Origin of the sequence: Amycolatopsis sp. Hca4, assembly GCF_013364075.1 — a bacterium.
Classification (GTDB): Bacteria; Actinomycetota; Actinomycetes; order Mycobacteriales; family Pseudonocardiaceae; genus Amycolatopsis.
Window position 1 is genome coordinate 273,803 of sequence record NZ_CP054925.1, and the last position, 16,152, is coordinate 289,954.

Annotated in this window: 16 protein-coding genes and 1 pseudogene; 14 read left to right on the forward strand and 3 right to left on the reverse strand. The window is 73.4% G+C overall.

Annotated elements, in window-relative coordinates:
- Positions 1-3: 3 nt before the first annotated feature.
- Positions 4-909 (reverse strand): NADP-dependent oxidoreductase, encoded by a 906-nt coding sequence (locus tag HUT10_RS01275; protein ID WP_176177615.1) that lies wholly within the window; start codon positions 907-909, stop codon positions 4-6.
- Positions 910-1,017: 108 nt separating this feature from the next.
- Here HUT10_RS01275 and HUT10_RS01280 point away from each other — a divergent pair, with 108 nt between their 5' ends.
- From HUT10_RS01280 to HUT10_RS01310, 7 genes are all read left to right on the forward strand, one after another.
- Positions 1,018-1,449, forward strand: coding sequence for a helix-turn-helix domain-containing protein (locus tag HUT10_RS01280; RefSeq protein WP_176169492.1), 432 nt, complete (start codon positions 1,018-1,020; stop codon positions 1,447-1,449).
- Between the two features lie 10 nt (positions 1,450-1,459).
- A complete protein-coding gene (locus tag HUT10_RS01285) occupies positions 1,460-2,443 on the forward strand; it encodes a YafY family protein (RefSeq protein WP_176169493.1) in 984 nt (327 codons plus the stop codon).
- A complete protein-coding gene (locus tag HUT10_RS01290) occupies positions 2,440-3,420 on the forward strand; it encodes a YafY family protein (RefSeq protein WP_176169494.1) in 981 nt (326 codons plus the stop codon). The genes HUT10_RS01285 and HUT10_RS01290 overlap by 4 nt, the downstream gene beginning before the upstream one ends.
- Before the next feature lie 9 nt (positions 3,421-3,429).
- Positions 3,430-3,657: a bacteriophage holin gene (locus HUT10_RS01295; RefSeq protein WP_176169495.1), complete on the forward strand. Its 228-nt coding sequence runs from the start codon at positions 3,430-3,432 to the stop codon at positions 3,655-3,657.
- Between the two features lie 31 nt (positions 3,658-3,688).
- Positions 3,689-4,003, forward strand: coding sequence for a Sec-independent protein translocase subunit TatA (gene tatA, locus HUT10_RS01300; protein WP_176169496.1), 315 nt, complete (start codon positions 3,689-3,691; stop codon positions 4,001-4,003).
- Between the two features lie 87 nt (positions 4,004-4,090).
- A complete protein-coding gene (tatC, locus tag HUT10_RS01305; protein WP_176169497.1) occupies positions 4,091-5,062 on the forward strand; it encodes a twin-arginine translocase subunit TatC in 972 nt (323 codons plus the stop codon).
- Complete coding sequence (locus tag HUT10_RS01310; RefSeq protein WP_176169498.1) at positions 5,062-5,943, forward strand: diacylglycerol kinase family protein; 882 nt, start codon at positions 5,062-5,064, stop codon at positions 5,941-5,943. Before tatC ends, HUT10_RS01310 begins: the two co-directional genes overlap by 1 nt.
- 349 nt (positions 5,944-6,292) lie before the next feature.
- Here HUT10_RS01310 and HUT10_RS01315 read toward each other — a convergent pair whose 3' ends face one another.
- Complete coding sequence (locus HUT10_RS01315) at positions 6,293-6,868, reverse strand: hypothetical protein (protein ID WP_176169499.1); 576 nt, start codon at positions 6,866-6,868, stop codon at positions 6,293-6,295.
- A gap of 122 nt (positions 6,869-6,990) precedes the next feature.
- Between HUT10_RS01315 and HUT10_RS01320 the strand changes: the two genes are divergently transcribed.
- The 5 genes and pseudogenes from HUT10_RS01320 (at position 6,991) to HUT10_RS01335 (ending at position 13,281) form a co-directional block, all read left to right on the forward strand.
- The gene (locus HUT10_RS01320; RefSeq protein WP_176169500.1) at positions 6,991-9,822 is read left to right on the forward strand and encodes an RNA helicase; all 2,832 of its coding nucleotides are present in this window, start codon (positions 6,991-6,993) and stop codon (positions 9,820-9,822) included.
- Between the two features lie 159 nt (positions 9,823-9,981).
- Positions 9,982-10,743 (forward strand): DUF4333 domain-containing protein, encoded by a 762-nt coding sequence (locus HUT10_RS01325; protein WP_176169501.1) that lies wholly within the window; start codon positions 9,982-9,984, stop codon positions 10,741-10,743.
- 70 nt (positions 10,744-10,813) lie between these two features.
- On the forward strand, positions 10,814-11,881 hold the full coding sequence (locus tag HUT10_RS01330) for a GNAT family N-acetyltransferase (protein WP_368660729.1): 1,068 nt from the start codon (positions 10,814-10,816) through the stop codon (positions 11,879-11,881).
- On the forward strand, positions 11,857-12,015 hold the full coding sequence (locus HUT10_RS52015) for a sterol carrier protein domain-containing protein (protein WP_368660730.1): 159 nt from the start codon (positions 11,857-11,859) through the stop codon (positions 12,013-12,015). Before HUT10_RS01330 ends, HUT10_RS52015 begins: the two co-directional genes overlap by 25 nt.
- A 51-nt stretch (positions 12,016-12,066) precedes the next feature.
- Positions 12,067-13,281, forward strand: a pseudogene (locus tag HUT10_RS01335) (GNAT family N-acetyltransferase).
- On the opposite strand, the gene HUT10_RS01340 reads toward HUT10_RS01335, so the two are convergent.
- Positions 13,278-14,222 carry a 5'-3' exonuclease gene (locus tag HUT10_RS01340; RefSeq protein ID WP_176169502.1) on the reverse strand — a complete coding sequence of 315 codons (945 nt, stop codon included), beginning with the start codon at positions 14,220-14,222 and terminating at the stop codon, positions 13,278-13,280. The pseudogene HUT10_RS01335 and the gene HUT10_RS01340 overlap by 4 nt on opposite strands.
- 329 nt (positions 14,223-14,551) lie before the next feature.
- Here HUT10_RS01340 and HUT10_RS01345 point away from each other — a divergent pair, with 329 nt between their 5' ends.
- Positions 14,552-15,694 carry a Xaa-Pro peptidase family protein gene (locus HUT10_RS01345; RefSeq protein ID WP_176169503.1) on the forward strand — a complete coding sequence of 381 codons (1,143 nt, stop codon included), beginning with the start codon at positions 14,552-14,554 and terminating at the stop codon, positions 15,692-15,694.
- Positions 15,691-16,146: an Lrp/AsnC family transcriptional regulator gene (locus HUT10_RS01350; RefSeq protein ID WP_176169504.1), complete on the forward strand. Its 456-nt coding sequence runs from the start codon at positions 15,691-15,693 to the stop codon at positions 16,144-16,146. The genes HUT10_RS01345 and HUT10_RS01350 overlap by 4 nt, the downstream gene beginning before the upstream one ends.
- Positions 16,147-16,152 lie beyond the last annotated feature (6 nt).

Genomic DNA, 16,152 nt, shown 5'->3' on the forward strand with positions numbered 1-16,152 from the left:
AGGCTAGGGAGTCAGCACGAGCCGGCCGCGCAACCCGCCCGCGGCCAGCCGTTCGTGCGCGTCGGCCGCGCGGGCGAGGGGCAGCACGCCGGCCACGCGCGGCGGGAGGATCCGGGCCAGCTCGGCGAGCCGCTCGCCGTCCGCGCGGATCCAGACGTGCTGCACGCGGATCCCGCGCAGGGGGAGCGGGGCGGCGCCGGCGGCGAAGGCGACGAACTCGCCACCGCCGCGGACCGCGTCGAGGGCGTCCAAGCCGAGCAGGGCGGTGTCGAGTGCCGCGTCCACCCCGCCCGGGACCACCGCGCGCACCCGGTCGCCGAGCGCGGGACCGCGGGGCACGAACTCGTCCGCGCCGAACGCCCGGACCTGCGCTTCGTCGGCTTCGGACGCCACAGCCACCACCCGCAGCTTCCGCCCGTGGGCGAGGGCCACGGCGTAGCCGCCGACCGCCCCGGCCGCGCCGGTGACCAGGACGGTCCCGGTCGTCTCCACCAGGTCGATGGCCTGGGCGGCGGTCAGCGCGTTCAACGGCAGCGTCGCCGCTTCGACCGGCGACACGCCCGGCGGCGCCGGCGCGACCGCGGCGGCGTCCAGGACGATCTGCTCGGCGTACGCCCCGAGCGGCGAAGCGATCCGGTCGCGCAAGCCGATCACCGCGTCACCCACGGCGAAGCCGCCGCCCGCCGTCTCGACCGTGCCCGCCACGTCCCAGCCCAGGCCGAGCACGTCCCGCGGCGGGATCACCCCCGCCGTACTCAGCGCACCACTGCGGGTCGCCAGGTCCACCGGGTTCACCGCGGCCGCCGCCACCCGGATCCGCACCTGCCCCGGGCCGGGCTCCGGCACCGGCACCTCGACCGCCTCCAGCACCTCCGGGCCACCGAACCGCCGGACCACCACCGCACGCATCGCCGTCTCCTCCATCGATCGGAACCTTCCCCGCGAACGTATGGGGAGCTACTCTCCATCGGGAAGTACGCACCTGCAGGTGCCCACCGCACGAGGAGGTTCGCCCCGGTGCCCACGCGCACGGCGGAGCAGCGGCGGCAGGCCGAAAAAGCCGCCTACGACGCGTACCTGGCCGCGTGCCCGACCCGGAAGCTGCTGGACGAGATCGCCGGCAAGTGGGTCAGCCTGATCCTCGTCGCGCTCGGTGACGGGCCGCAGCGCTACAGCGACCTTTCGCGGCGCATCGCCGGGGTCAGCCAGAAGATGCTCACCCAGACCCTGCGGGTGCTCGAACGGGACGGCCTTGTCCGCCGGGAGGTCACCCCGGCGGTGCCCGTCCGCGTCGACTATTCCCTTACGCCGCTGGGGGAATCGCTGCGCGCGCTGATGGCCGGGTTCAAGGAGTGGGCCGAGGCCAACTTCGAAGCCGTCGCCGCCGCGCGGACCGATTACGACGCGCGTACCCCGGACCTCACGATCGGGCCGGGCGGCGCGGGCTAGGCTCTACCGGGTGTCCACCGCACGCGCCGAACGGCTGGTCAATCTGGTGCTGGCCCTCCTGTCCACCCGGCAGTACCTCACTGCCGAGAAGATCCGCGGCATCGTGCCCGGGTACGGCGACGCGGCCAGCGACGAGGCCTACTTCCGGATGTTCGAGCGGGACAAGACCGAGCTGCGCGAGCTCGGCATCCCCCTGGAGACCGGCCGCAACTCCGCGTTCGACGCCATCGAGGGCTACCGCATCGCCCGCCGCGACTACGAACTCGGCGAGATCGACCTCGCCCCCGACGAAGCCGCCGCCGTCGCGCTCGCCTCCCGGCTGTGGGACTCCCCGGAGCTGACCGGGCAGGCGCAGGGTGCGCTCGTGAAGCTGCGCGCCGCCGGCCTCGAGGTCGACGACCAGGCACCCACCGTGGTCGAGCCGCGCGTGCGGGCCGAGCCGGCGTTCGGGCCGCTGCTGGCCGCGGTCCAGAACGGCCAGGCCGTGCGCTTCGAGTACCGCCGGAGCGGCTCCCCGGAGCGGATCATGCGCACCCTCGAACCGTGGGGCGTGGTGTCCTGGCGCGCCCGCTGGTACGTCGTCGGGCACGACCGCGACCGCGGCGCCACCCGCTGCTTCCGGCTCTCCCGCGTCACCGGGCAGGTCCGCCCGGTCGGCAAGCCGGGCGAGGTCCGGCGGCCCGAGGGCGTCAACCTGCTCAAGCTCGTCACGGCGACCGGCGACAGCGAACCGTCCCCGGTCACCACCGCCCGGGTCTGGGTCGCCGACGGCCGCGCGGCCGGGGTCCGCCGCCGCGGCACCGTGGTCGGCCGCGGCAGCGTCGACGGCGAAGAGGGCGACCTCGTGGAAATCGCCCTGCTGTACCCGGAATCGGCCGCCGACTGGATCAGCGCCCAGGGCCCGGACGTCGTGGTGCTCGAACCCGACGTGCTGGCCAAGAGCGTCCAGGACCGGCTGGAGGCCGTCGTCGCCCGGCAGGGGAGCGCACGGTGAGCGGGTCGACCGACCGGATGCCGCGGCTGCTCGCGCTGGTGCCCTACCTGCTGGCGCGCCCGGGCGTCCGCATCGACGACGCGGCGCAGGACTTCGACGTCACACCGAGGCAGCTGCGCAAGGACCTCGAGCTGCTCTGGATGTGCGGGCTGCCCGGCTACGGCCCCGGCGACCTGATCGACCTGTCCTTCGAGGGTGACACGATCGTCGTCACCCACGACGCCGGGATGAGCCGCCCGCTGCGGCTGACCGGCGGCGAGGCGACCGCGCTGCTGGTGGCGCTGCGGGCATTGGCCGAGACGCCGGGCGTGGTCGACGGGGACGCCGTCCGCCGCTCCATCGCCAAGATCGAGGCCGCCGCCGGGCAGGCCCAGCCGGCCGGGGTGGTCGTCGGCGGGGGAGTGCGGGAAGGCAAGAAGACCGCCCGCACCCGCGAGGAGGTCGCCCGCGCGCTGCAGGCCGGGCGCGCGCTGCGGATCCGCTACTACACCGCGTCGAAGGACCAGGTCACCGAGCGCACGGTCGACCCGATGCGGCTGCTGATCGTCCAGGCCGTCGGCTACCTCGAAGCCTGGTGCCGCCGCGCCGAGGGGGTCCGGCTGTTCCGGCTCGACCGGATCGACGAGCTGACCGTGCTCGAGGAGTCGTCCCGGCCGCCCGCGCACGCCCACCCCACCGACCTCTCCGACGGCGTCTTCCGCGAGCGTCCCGACCAGCGGGAGGCCGTCCTGGTCCTCGACCCGGACGCACGCTGGGTAGCCGAGTACTACCCGTGCGAGGAGCTCGACGAGCTCGACGGCGGCCGCCTGCGGATCCGGATGCGCTACGCCGACCAGTCCTGGATGGTGCGCCTGGTGCTGGGGCTGGGCGGGGAAGCGCTGGTGGAGAGCCCGGCCGACCTCGCGTCGGACGTCGGCCGCCGGGCCGCCGACGCCGTGGCCCGAGCCCGTCACCTTCCGTCAACCTGCGACCACTAGGCTGACCGCGTGCCGTACCTGCCCACCGCCGTGCTCATCGTGATCGGCCTCGCCGTCCTCGTGGTCCTGCTGGTGCGGACCGTCAAGGTCTTGCGTGCCTTCCGGCAGACCGCAAGCATGGTGGCTACGAACACCCAGGACCGGGCCGGGCTCCTCCGCGCCCGGTCGGCGGGACTGCGCGTCGCGTTCGCGCAGCGCCGTCACCAGCAGCGCCGCCGCAAAGCGGAAAACCAGTAACATCCCTACCAGACGCAGATAGGAGGCCACCATGCTGAACGGATTGCAGCCGTGGCATTTGATCATCCTGGTGCTCGTCGTCGTGCTGCTGTTCGGGGCCAAGAGGCTTCCCGACGCGGCCCGGTCCATCGGCAAGTCCATGAAGATCTTCAAGGCCGAGACCAAGGACCTCACCGGCGACAAGGCCGCGGCGCACGAAGACGCCGAGCCCGCCGAGACGAAGCAGCTCCCGGCCAAGCCCGCCACGCCCGCTTCGACCGACCAGCAGGTCGCCGACCTGCAGCGCCAGCTCGACGAGCTGAAGAAGCAGCAGGCGGCCGAGCAGCCGCAGAAGAACGTCAGCTGAGCGGCTCCGGCCCCACCCGGTCCCCCGTCCACGGAGCGCGCCGAGCCCGGCGCGCTCCGGCGGACTCCGACGAGAACGGAACAACCCGTGGCGGAATCCGCCTCCGGAAACGGTGACAGCCGCCGGTCGAAGCGGCGCAAGCGCAGCCGTCGGGCCAATCCCGACGGGACGATGACGCTCATCGAGCACATCTACGAGTTCCGCCGCCGCCTCGGCTTCGCGCTGCTCGCGGTGGTGGTCGGCGGGATCATCGGGTTCATCTGGTTCGGCACCAAGATCGGGCCGGTCCCGTCGCTCGGCGACCTCGTCAAGGACCCGTACTGCGCCATCCCGCCGGAACGGCGGCTCGACAGCGCCGCCGGGTGCCGGCTGCTGCAGACCGTGCCGTTCGAAGCGTTCATGACCCAGCTGAAGGTCGGCATCGCGGCCGGGGCCGTGCTGCTCTCGCCGGCCTGGCTCTACCAGCTCTGGGCGTTCATCGCCCCCGGCCTGTACAGCAAGGAACGCAAGTACGCGCTGACGTTCGTCGCGTTCGCGTCCGTGCTGTTCGCCACCGGTGCCGTGCTCGCCTACATCCTCTTCCCGCACGCCCTGCAGCTGCTGATGGGCTTCGGGCAGGACGCGTTCGTCACCGCGCTGACCGCGGACAAGTACATCTCGTTCCTGCTGTCGCTGCTGATCATCTTCGGGATCAGCTTCGAGCTCCCGCTGCTGGTGGTGATGCTCAACCGCGTCGGCGTCGTGAAGTACGTGCAGCTGAAGAAGTGGCGGCGTGGCATCGTGTTCGCGCTGTTCGTCTTCGCCGCCTTCGCCACCCCCGGTTCGGACCCGTTCTCGATGCTGGGCCTGGCCGGCGCGCTCACCGTGCTGTTCGAGATCGCCGTGCAGATGGCGCGCTTCCACGACCGCAAGCTCGACAAGGCCCGCTCCGACGAGGGCTGGGACTCCCTCGCCGACGACGAGGCCGCGCCGTTCGACTACACGCCGAGCACCGTCGACGACGAGCCGTCCGCCCCGACCGCGTCCAGCGGCCGGTCGAGCACCGACGACGTCACCTAGTGGGGATCCACGCCGCGCTCGCCGTGCACCCGGCGTCGGGGCACGGCGCGGCCGCCCGGATCGCCGACACCGTCGCCGAGCGGCTGCGCGCGGCGGTCGACCGGCTCGACGTGCTGGTCGCCCACACCGTCGAGGAGTCCCGCGCGCTGATGAGGTCCTCCCACGCCGCCGGGCTCGACGTGCTGATCGTGCTCGGCGGGGACGGCGCCGCCCACCAGGGCGTCCAGTTCTGCGCCAACCACGACGTCGCGCTCGGGCTCGTCCCGGCCGGCACCGGCAACGACTTCGCTCGCGCCCTCGGCGTCCCCGGCGAGCCGCTCCCGGCGGTCGACGCGCTGGTCGCCGCCCTGCGCTCGGGCGCCCGCCGCCGGATCGACCTCGGCCGCGCCGGCGACACCTGGTTCGCGACCGTGCTGTGCGCGGGGTTCGACGCGAGCGTCAACGAACGCGCCAACCGGATGCGCTGGCCGTCCGGGCCGCGCCGCTACGACCTGGCGATCCTGGCCGAGCTGGCGTCGTTCCGGCCGCGTCCGGTGGTCGTCGACACCGGCACCGGCCGCCTCGAGCTCGACGCGACCCTGGTGGCGATCGGCAACACCCGCTTCTACGGCGGCGGCGTCCCGATCTGCCCGACGGCCGACCCCGAAGACGGCGTCTTCGACGTCACGATCATCGGCCACGCCACCCGCCGCGGCCTGGTCCGCATGCTCCCGGGCCTGCGCTCGGGCAACCACGTGACCCACCCGGCGGTCCGCACGCTGCGGGCCCGCTCGGTGACCTTGGCCGGGAACGCCTGGCCTGCCTACGCCGACGGGGAGCCCCAGGGCACCGTGCCGGTGACGGCGACCTGCGTGCCGGGCGCGCTCAGCGTTCTGGCCTAGACCAACGAGGTCGGACCCGCTCTGCCGCTCCTTCACCCTGCCGCGGCAGAAGACTCTGCCGTGGCAAAACACAAAAGAATGTCCTCGCCGGACGGGCAGGCTCCGGGATGACCACAACCACCGCTGCCGCCTCACCTTCTGGAGGTGGGCCGCCGGGTGGTCATCCCGTCGCCTGATCGAGGCCTATCACTTTGAGCCGGGCCCGCAAGCTTGCGTTGTCGGCCTTCGTTGCGCTGTGGGTTGCGGGCCCGGCTCAAAGTGATTTGACGGCCTCAGGCGACGGGATGACCACCCGGCTCCGTGATTTGAAGGCATCCCCTGACCATCGACCGAGTTACGCATTACTCGCCTAACGGTCGTACCCGCCCGCCCGCGCCACCAGATGCCGGAAGTGGGCCGGTGTCAGCAGCCGCCCCGCGTCGGCGAAGTAGACCCCGCCGCAGCGGTGGCAGAACCAGCCCTGCTCCCACACCTGCCGCGCCGCCGGGACCCCGCGCTGCTGCCGCCGGTGCGCCCGCACCCGGCGGACGTAGAGCCAGACCAGCACCCCCGCGGCGACGTACACCGCGAACGCCGGCAGCGAGAGCACCGCGTAACCCAGCGCCTTCGCGGCCGCCCCGCCCGGTGGCGGGTCGTCGGAGGCGGAGAACGGCAGCAGCAGGAAGCAACTGCCCACCATGGCCAGCAGGACGACCGCGGCCAGCAGGCCGCCGCCGCGGCGGGGCCGGGGAAAGGGGTCGAGGGAGCGGGCGACCGCCGTCACGGTGATCCCGCTGACCTGGCTGCTCGTGTACACGACGCCGTCGCCGGCCGGCACCGCCACGGCCGGGCCCTGACCGCGGTAGAAGGAGTGACCGCCCTGGTAGACCGCGGGGACGTGCTGCACCTGGTCCAGCAAGCCGCAGCTCGGGCACGGTTCCGTCATGCCCGCTCCGACGCGGCCGGACGCGAACCGGTTCCGCGGTTCCTCCCGGTGTATAACGACCTGTACGGCGGGTCGTTGTACGCAACGTGCGAACTGCCGGAGGGGTGTGAAACCCTGACGAGGTGGCCAGTAGCCCTTCTCCGTCCCCGGCCGAGGCCTATGCGGCCTCCGCACGCCGCGGGAAGTACCCCCAGCTGACGCGCTTCGCCGCGGAGGTGTCCTTCGAGTTCGACCAGTTCCAGATCCGCGGGTGCCAGGCCCTGGAAGACGGCCACGGCGTGCTCGTCTGCGCGCCCACCGGGGCGGGCAAGACGATCGTCGGCGAGTTCGCGGTGCACCTGGCCCTCGCCGAGGGCCGCAAGTGCTTCTACACGACGCCGATCAAGGCGCTGTCGAACCAGAAGTACGCCGACCTGGTGGCCCGCTACGGCAGCGACGCGGTCGGCCTGCTGACCGGCGACACCTCGATCAACGGCAACGCGCAGGTGGTGGTGATGACCACCGAGGTGCTGCGCAACATGCTCTACGCCGGCTCGTCGACGATCACCGACCTCGGGTACGTCGTGATGGACGAGGTGCACTACCTGGCGGACCGGTTCCGGGGCGCGGTGTGGGAAGAGGTGATCCTGCACCTGCCGGAGTACGTCCGCGTGGTCGGGCTGTCGGCGACGGTCAGCAACGCCGAGGAGTTCGGCGAGTGGCTGGTCGAGGTGCGGGGCGACACCACGGTGGTCGTCGACGAGCACCGGCCGGTGCCGCTGTGGCAGCACATGCTGGTGGGGAACCGGCTGCTGGACCTGTTCGCCGGGGACGACGTGCACGCGCCGAACGCCGAGCTGCGGATCAACCCGACCCTGCTGCGGCGGACCGAGGAGATCGGCAGGCAGTACGCGCCGGCCGGGTTCCGGGGGCCGCGGGGCCGGCGCGGTGCGCCGTCGCGGATGCCGCGGTTCCGGCCGCCGTCGCGGGTCGACGTCGTCGAGCAGCTGGACCGGGCCGGGCTGCTGCCGGCGATCGTGTTCATCTTCTCCCGGGCGGGCTGTGACGCCGCGGTGGCGCAGTGCGTGCGGTCGGGGCTGCGGCTGAACGGGCCGGGTGAGGTCGAGGAGATCCGGCGGGTCATCGAGGAGCGCACGGCGGACCTGCCCGAGGGTGACCTGGGCGTGCTGGGGTACTGGGAGTGGCGGGAGGCCCTCGAACGCGGGATCGCGGGGCACCACGCGGGGCTGCTGCCGGCGTTCAAGGAGACCGTGGAGGAGCTGTTCGTCCGCGGGCTGGTGAAGGTCGTGTTCGCCACCGAGACCCTGGCGCTGGGGATCAACATGCCGGCGCGCACGGTCGTGCTCGAGCGGCTGGTGAAGTACAACGGCGAGGCGCACGTCGACCTGACGCCGGGGGAGTACACGCAGCTCACCGGGCGGGCCGGGCGGCGCGGGATCGACGTCGAGGGGCACGCGGTCGTCGCCTGGCAGCCCGGGGTGGACCCGAAGCAGGTCGCCGGGCTGGCGTCGACGCGGACCTACCCGCTGCGGTCGTCGTTCCGGCCGGGCTACAACATGGCGGTCAACCTGGTGGCGCAGGTCGGTGCGGCCGAGGCGCGGGAGCTTTTGGAGCAGTCGTTCGCCCAGTTCCAGGCCGACCGGTCGGTGGTGGGGACCGCCCGCCGGATCGAGCGGAACAAGGAAGCGCTGAAGGGCTACACGGCCGCGGTGACCGGCGATTTCGACGAGATGCTGGAGTACGTCGAGCTGCGGGCGAAGATTTCGGCGCGGGAGAAGGCGTTGTCGCGGCAGAACACGTCCGCGCGGCGGGCCGGGACGGCGGAGTCGCTGGAGAAGCTGCGCAAGGGTGACGTGATCGCGGTGCCCGCGGGGCGGCGGGCCGGGCTGGCGGTGGTGGTCGATCCGGGGCTGGACCCGATCCGGGAGCCGCGGCCGGTGGTGGTGACCGAGGACCGGTGGTCGGGGCCGTTGTCGGTCGCGGACTTCCCGGCGCCGGTGGAGGCGCTGGGGCGGATCCGGCTGCCCAAGCACATCGAGCTGCGGTCGCCGCGGACGCGCCGGGACATCGCGTCGGCGTTGCGGAACGCGGGGATTTCGCTGCCGGGGCGGCAGAAGCGGCGGTCGGGGGCGAACGAGGACGGCGAGCTGGCCGCGCTGCGGCGGGCGTTGCGGGCGCACCCGTGCCACGGGCTGGCCGAGCGTGAGGCGAACCTGCGCTGGGTGGAGCGGTACGAGCGGCTCGCGGCGGAGACGCAGCAGCTGGAGCGGAAGGTCGCGGCGACGACGCACTCGCTGGCGCGGGCGTTCGACCGGATCCTGGCGTTGCTGGGTGAGCGCGGGTATTTGGCAGCGGCGCAAAGCGCCTCCGTTGAGGGTGGTGGCGGGGGCATGGATGGATTGGGGCCGGAGTCGGCCGGGGACGGTGAGGACCGCGTCACCGAGCACGGGCGGCGGCTGACGCGGCTCTACAGCGAGTCGGATCTGCTGGCGGCGGAGTGCATCCGGCACGGGGTGTGGCGCAAGCTCAACCCGGCCGAGCTGGCCGCGGTCGTGTCGACGCTGGTGTTCGAGGCGCGCCGGGACACCGCGGGGGAGCCGCGGCTGCCCGGTGGGGCGGTGCCCGAGGCGTGGCAGGAAACGGCGCGGTTGTGGGTGGAGCTGACCGAGGACGAGCGGCGGCACCGGCTGGACCGCACGCGGGAGCCGGACGCCGGGTTCGCGTGGCCGGTGTACCGCTGGGCCCGCGGTGAATCCCTGGAGAAGGTGCTGACCGCGGCGGAGGCCAACGGCCAGGAGCTGTCGGCCGGTGACTTCGTGCGCTGGTCGCGGCAGGTGATCGACCTGCTGGACCAGATCCGGGACGTGCTCGGGAAGGCGGATCCGGTGGGTGCGGCGGCGGCCGAGGCGGTCAAGGCCCTCCGCCGTGGCGTCGTGGCCGCCGGGGCCGCGTGAACTCGGTGTTAGCCCAGCTCGGCGGTGGGGTGGCGGGTGAGCGTGGACACGTGTGCTCGGCTGGAACCTGTGGTTGGATCGCCTGCAACACCGTGTGTGCGCGGCTTGGCGGTGTTTCGGGGTGGACAGCGAGTTGAGTGAAGCAGGCGGAGGCAGAAGATGAGCACGCCGTATGGCGGCAACGACCCACAGCAGCCCCAGTACGGGCAGCAGCCGGGCGGCGCGTACCCGCCGAGCGGCGGGCAGGAGCAGCCGCAGTGGGGGCAGCCGCAACAGCCTTCCTACGACCCGAACCAGCAGCAGCAATCGGGCCAGCCGCAGCAGCCCCAGCAGTGGGGGCAGCAGCCCGGCGGGTACGCCCCGCCGCAGCCGCAGTGGGGCCAGCAGCCGCCGCCCTACGGCCAGCAGCCGGGTGGCGGCTACCCGCAGAGCGGGCCGCAGGCCCAGCCGCAGTACGGGCAGCAGCCGGGCGGGGCGTACCCGCAGAGCGGGCCCCAGGCGCAGCCGCAGTACGGGCAGCAGCCGGGCGGCCAGTACGACTACGGGCGGCAGCAGTTCCCGGGCGCGGCCGGGCCGGAGCCGGAGCAGCAGCCGGCGAAGTCGAAGAAGGGCCTGCTGATCGGCGTGGTGGCGGCGATCGTGGTGGTCGCCGCGTTCCTGGTGCTGGGGTTCGTGGCGCCCGGGTTCCTGAAGACGCAGGTCTTCAACAACACCCAGATGCAGACCGATGTGCAGAAGCTGCTGACCGAGACGTACAAGATCGACGGCGTCACCGCGGTCACCTGCCCGGCGGAGCAGAAGGTGCAGGACGGCGCGAAGTTCGAGTGCACGGCCACCATCGCCGGGAAGCCGCAGCAGGTGCCGATCACGGTGAAGGGTGACGGCGGGAACTACGAGGTTTCCCCGCCGGTCGCGAAGTAGCGTGGCCCGAGGTCCGGCCGCCGGGGTATTCCGGTGGCCGGACCTCGGCGTTTCCGGAGATGATCCGGGGATGAGCGACTTCGAGATCCGGACGCTGGGCACCGAGGAGCACCGGGCGGCGAGCAACCTGTTCCGGGAGACGGTGCACGCCCCGCCGTCCGACGACGCCGAGTGGGTGTACGCGGCGCGGTACTACCAGCCCGGGGGCACGCTCGGGGTGTTCGATCCGGAGCTGATCGGCACGGCCCGCTCGTTCGACGCGGAGCTGACGGTGCCCGGCGGGGCGCGGCTGCCGATGGTGGGGGTGACGTCGGTGGGGGTCCGGGCCGACCGGACCCGCCGCGGGGTGCTGCGGGCGATGATGACCGCGCAGCTGGAGGACTTCGCCGAGCGCGGGGTGGTGTTTTCGAACCTGCTGGCGTCGGAGGCCGGGATCTACGGCCGGTTCGGCTACGGCCTGGCCACGCGGCACCGCACCTACAGTCTCGACCGGCACCGGGCGCGGCTGCGCCCGGACGCGCCGTCGGGTGGGGAGCTGGAACTGCTGGACCTGGAGCGGGCCCTCGAGGTCTGCCCCGCTGTGTACGACGGGCTCGAGCGCCGGCCGGGGATGATGTCGCGGCCGGAGGTGCTGTGGCGGCTGTACGAGATGCAGCTGCGGCGGTCTGCCACGCCGGCGAAGGCGGTGGTGCACCACGGTCCGGGCGGGCCGGACGGGTTCGCCGTCTACCACGTCGACGGACCGCTGGCGCCACCGTGGACCAAAACGCTGGAGCTGGTGGACCTGTTCGCCGGCTCGGCGGCGGCGTACGCCGGGTTGTGGCGGTTCCTGCTCGGCCTGGACCTGGTGGACCGGATCGTCGCCGGTTCGCGGCCGCTGGACGACCCGATCGACCTGCTGCTGGCCGATCACCGGCGCGGGAGCGTCGACCGGATCGGCGACGAGCACTGGATCCGGCTCGTCGACGTCCCGGCCGCACTGGCCGGCCGGACGTACGGGCTGGGAGCGCCGGTGCTCGTCGAGGTCACCGATCCGCTGCTGCCGGGCAACAGCGGCACCTACCTGGTGAGCTCGGACGGGGTGGAGCGCACGGACCGGCCGCCGGGCTCCGCGTGGACGTCACCACCCTGGCGATGATCTACCTCGGTACCTGGCGGCCGTCGGCGCTGGCGGCGGCGGGCCGGCTGGAGGTCCGTGACCCGGCCGCCCCGGCGGCGGCGGACACGCTGTTCGGCGTCGGGCAGGCGGCCTGGAGCGGCAGTCACTTCTGAGTGGCGGAAAACCGCGTGCCGGGTCCGGCCGCGGACGGCAGGATCGGGAGGATGACCGCCTTCGACGTCCGCCCGATCCTCGAGGAACAGCGGCGCAGCACGTTCGACCTGCTGCGCCGCGCGTTGCACGCCACGGCCGTCTCCGACGACGTCTGGGCCCGGGTCGGGAGTCCTGGCCCGCGGAGCGGAAGTTCGGGGCGTTCGAAGGCGGCAGCCCGATCGGGATCGTGTCCTCCTACGACACCGAGATCGCCGTGCCGGGCGGGCAGACCCTGCCGGTGGCCGCGGTGGAGGGGGTCGCCGTGCGGGCCGACCGGACCCGCCGCGGGGTGCTGAGCGCGATGATGGCCGCGCAGCTGGGGGACTTCGCCGACCGCGGGGTGCCGCTGGCCGTCCTGCACGCCAGCGAGCCCACGATCTACGGCCGGTTCGGCTACGGCTCGGCCGCGCTCGGCAAGACCCTGCGGGTGGCGCGGCCTGCCGCCCGGCTGCACGAGCGCGTCGCGGCCGGTGGCGAGGTCCGGTTGCTGACGCCGGAGGAGGCGGTGAAGGAGATCCCGGGGCTGTACCGGCGGATCGGGCTGCACCGGCCGGGGATGATCGGGCGGCCGCAGCGGTGGTGGCCGATCTCGCACGACCGGCAGGTGAGCGCGGAGGGCGGGCACGTCGTCGCCGTCCACAGTGGACCGGACGGGGACGACGGGTTCGTCGTCTACCACACGGTCGGCCGCCGGTCGCCCGACTCGCCCGACCACGGTGCCCTGCTGGACGTCCGCGACCTGCACGCGGCGGGCCCGGCCGCGGGCCGCGCTGTGGCGGTACCTGCTGTCCGTGGACCTGGTGTCGGAGGTGTACGCCCGGTACCGGCCGGTCGACGAGCCGCTCGCCCTGATGCTGGCCGACCACCGGCACGCGGCCACCACGGCGGTCGAGGACGACCTGTGGCTGCGGCCGGTCGACGTCGCGGCCGCGCTGGCCGCCCGCACCTACCGCCCGGCCGCCCCGGTGGTGGTCGCGGTGACCGACCGGCAGCTGCCGGCCAACACCGGGCACTACGAGATCGGCCCGGAGGGCGCCCGGCGCACCGAGGCGGCCGCGGACCTGGCCTTCGACGTCGACACCCTGGGCATGCTCTACCTCGGGCAGTGGACGGCGACGGCGCTGGCCGAGGCCGGTCGCGTCGACGTCCGCGCCGCGGCGGCACTCGGTGCGGCCGACGAGCTGTTCACCACGACGGCCGCACCGTGGTGCGGCACGTACTTCTAGGCGCCGGGGAGGGCCTTGAGGAGCCGTTCGACCGGCTGGCCGAGGTTCCACCGCTCGGTCAGCTCGGCGACCCGCTCGGGGTCGGCCGGGGTCGCCGGGACGGTGTCGGGGCGGGACTGCTCGACGGGCGCGTCGACCGCCACGCGCACCACGGTGGGGGCGACGGCGAGGTAGTCCGCGGCCTCCTTCAGCCGCAGCCGCGTCTTGAGCGGGAGGGCGGAGTCGCCGGCTTCCCCGGCGGCGACCAGTGCTTCGAGCGACCCGAACTGCGTGATCAGCTTCGCGGCGGTCTTCTCGCCGATGCCGGCGACGCCGGGCAGCCCGTCGGAGGGGTCGCCGCGCAGGGCGGCCATGTCGGCGTAGGCGGGCCCGGCGATGTCACGCGGGAGGCTGTAGCGCTCGGCGATCTCGGCCGGCCCGAGCACCTCGGCCTTGGCCCACCCCTTGCCGACGTAGATGACCGAGGTCGGCGTGGGTTCGGTGCGCACCAGCTGGAAGAGGTCCCGGTCGCCGGTGATGACCTCGACCGGGTCGGCCTTCTCCTTGGTGGCCAGCGCACCGATGACGTCGTCGGCCTCGTAGCCTGCGGCTTCGGCGGTGGCGAACCCGAAGGCTTCGAGCAGGTCGAGGATGATCGGGACCTGCGGGGTGAGCGTGTCGGGCACCTCTTCGACGTCCGGGCCGCTGCCGGTTTCCTCGGCCACCCGGTGCGCCTTGTAGCTGGGCAGCAGGTCGGTGCGGAACTTCGGCCGCCAGTCGGCGTCCAGGCAGCAGACGAGCCGGGCGGGCCGCCGGTCGGTGAGGATCCGCGCGATCGTGTCGGCAAACCCCCGCACGGCGTTGACCTGCGTCCCATCGGCGGCGCGCAGGGAGTCGGGCAGGGCGAAGAAGGAGCGGAAGTACAGGCTCGCGGAGTCGAGCAGGGCAAGGGATCCGGTCACCCGCACAGCCTGCCATGCCGGAGGCGGGGGAGAGGGCCGAGCCACGCTACTCGGCACGGGAGGAGGTGAGTCCCGGGTGGGGCGTGGTGTGTTCTCGCCCTTTGGACGGGGAGTCCGGCGGCAGCCGGCGGATCCGCTCGAAGGCTGCGGCCGGGCAGGTTCCGGGCCGGAATTGTCGGTGGTGACCGGTAGCGTGGAAAACGGGGCCCCGCGTGCGAGGACGGTCCGGTGCCGACCGGCGGCCGCCGGGGCGGGTCGGGTCACCCGGCTCGGCATGTCGTGGCCCCGGGCGCGGCCGGTTCCCCTGCCGCCCCACTAGGCTCGGCGTCATGTCGCGCCGTTCCCTTCACACGCCCGCTCCCGATGCCGCCGCCCTGCGGGTGCGGCTGGACCGTGCCCGCGCTGCCGCGGCCGCCGCCGGTACCGATGCCCTGCTGATCGCGCCCGGCTCGGACCTGCGGTACCTGCTCGGGCAGGCCGGGGGCTCGTTCGAGCGGCTCACCACCCTCGTCGTCCCTGCCGAGGGCACGCCCGCGCTGGTCGTGCCGAAGCTGGAGGCGCCCGGGTACGCCGACGTCCCGACCGACGACCTCGGGGTCGAGCTGCTCACCTGGGTCGACGGCGACGACCCGTACGAGCTCGTCGCCGACCGGCTCGGCAAGCCCGGCCGCGTCGCCGTCAGCGACTTCACCCCGGCCCTGCACGTGCTCGCCCTGCGCGCCGCCCTCGGCACCGCCGAGCAGACGCTGGCCGGTCCCGTCGTCCGGGAGCTGCGGATGCGCAAGGACGCCGCGGAAATCGCGTCGCTGCGCGAAGCCGGTGCGGCGATCGACCGGGTGCACGCCCGCGTCCACGAGTGGCTGCGGCCGGGCCGCACCGAGGCCGAGGTCGGCGCCGACATCGCCGCGGCCATCGTCGAGGAGGGCCACGTCCAGGCCGACTTCGTGATCGTCGGCTCCGGCCCGAACGGGGCCAGCCCGCACCACGACGTCTCCGACCGCGTCATCGAAAAGGGTGACGTCGTGGTCGTCGACATCGGCGGCCCGCTGCCTGCCGGCTACAACTCCGACTCCACCCGCACCTACGCCGTCGGGACGCCGCGGGACGCCGACGTGGCCGAGACCTACGCGGTGCTGCAGCGCGCCCAGGCCGCCGCGGTCGCCTCGGTGAAGCCGGGCGTCACCGCCGAGGCCGTCGACGCCGCCGCCCGCGACGTCATCGCCGAGGCCGGGTTCGGCGAGTACTTCATCCACCGCACCGGCCACGGCATCGGCCTGGACGTGCACGAGGAGCCGTACATCATCGCCGGCAACGCGCTGCCGCTGGAGCCGGGCATGGCCTTCAGCGTGGAGCCGGGCATCTACCAGGCGGGCCGGTGGGGCGCCCGGATCGAGGACATCGTCATCGTCACCGAAGACGGTGCCGAGTCCGTCAACAACCAGCCGCACGAGCTCGTCGTGCTGGACGCATGACCGCCGGCGGCCTGGAGCCGCTGGACCAGTCGATCGTCCAGGAGCTCGCGGCGGACGGGCGGCGCAGCTTCACCGACCTCGCCGAGCGGGTCGGGCTGTCGGTGTCGGCGGTGCACCAGCGGGTGCGCCGCCTCGAGCAGCGCGGGGTCATCCTCGGCTACACCGCGCGGCTCGACGGCGAGCAGATCGGGCTCCCGCTGACCGCGCTGATCTCGCTGACGCCGAACGACCCGGCGGCCCCGGACGACTACCCGCAGCGGATCCAGCACATCAAGGAGATCGAGTCGTGCTACTCGGTGGCCGGCGACGAGTCCTACATCCTGCTGGTGCGCGTCCAGTCGCCGCTGGCGCTGGAGGACCTGCTGCGGCGGATCCGGGAGGCGGCGAAGGTGTCGACCCGCACGACGGTGGTGCTCTCTACGCCGTTCGAGGGACGTTCGCCGACGTTCTGACGCCGG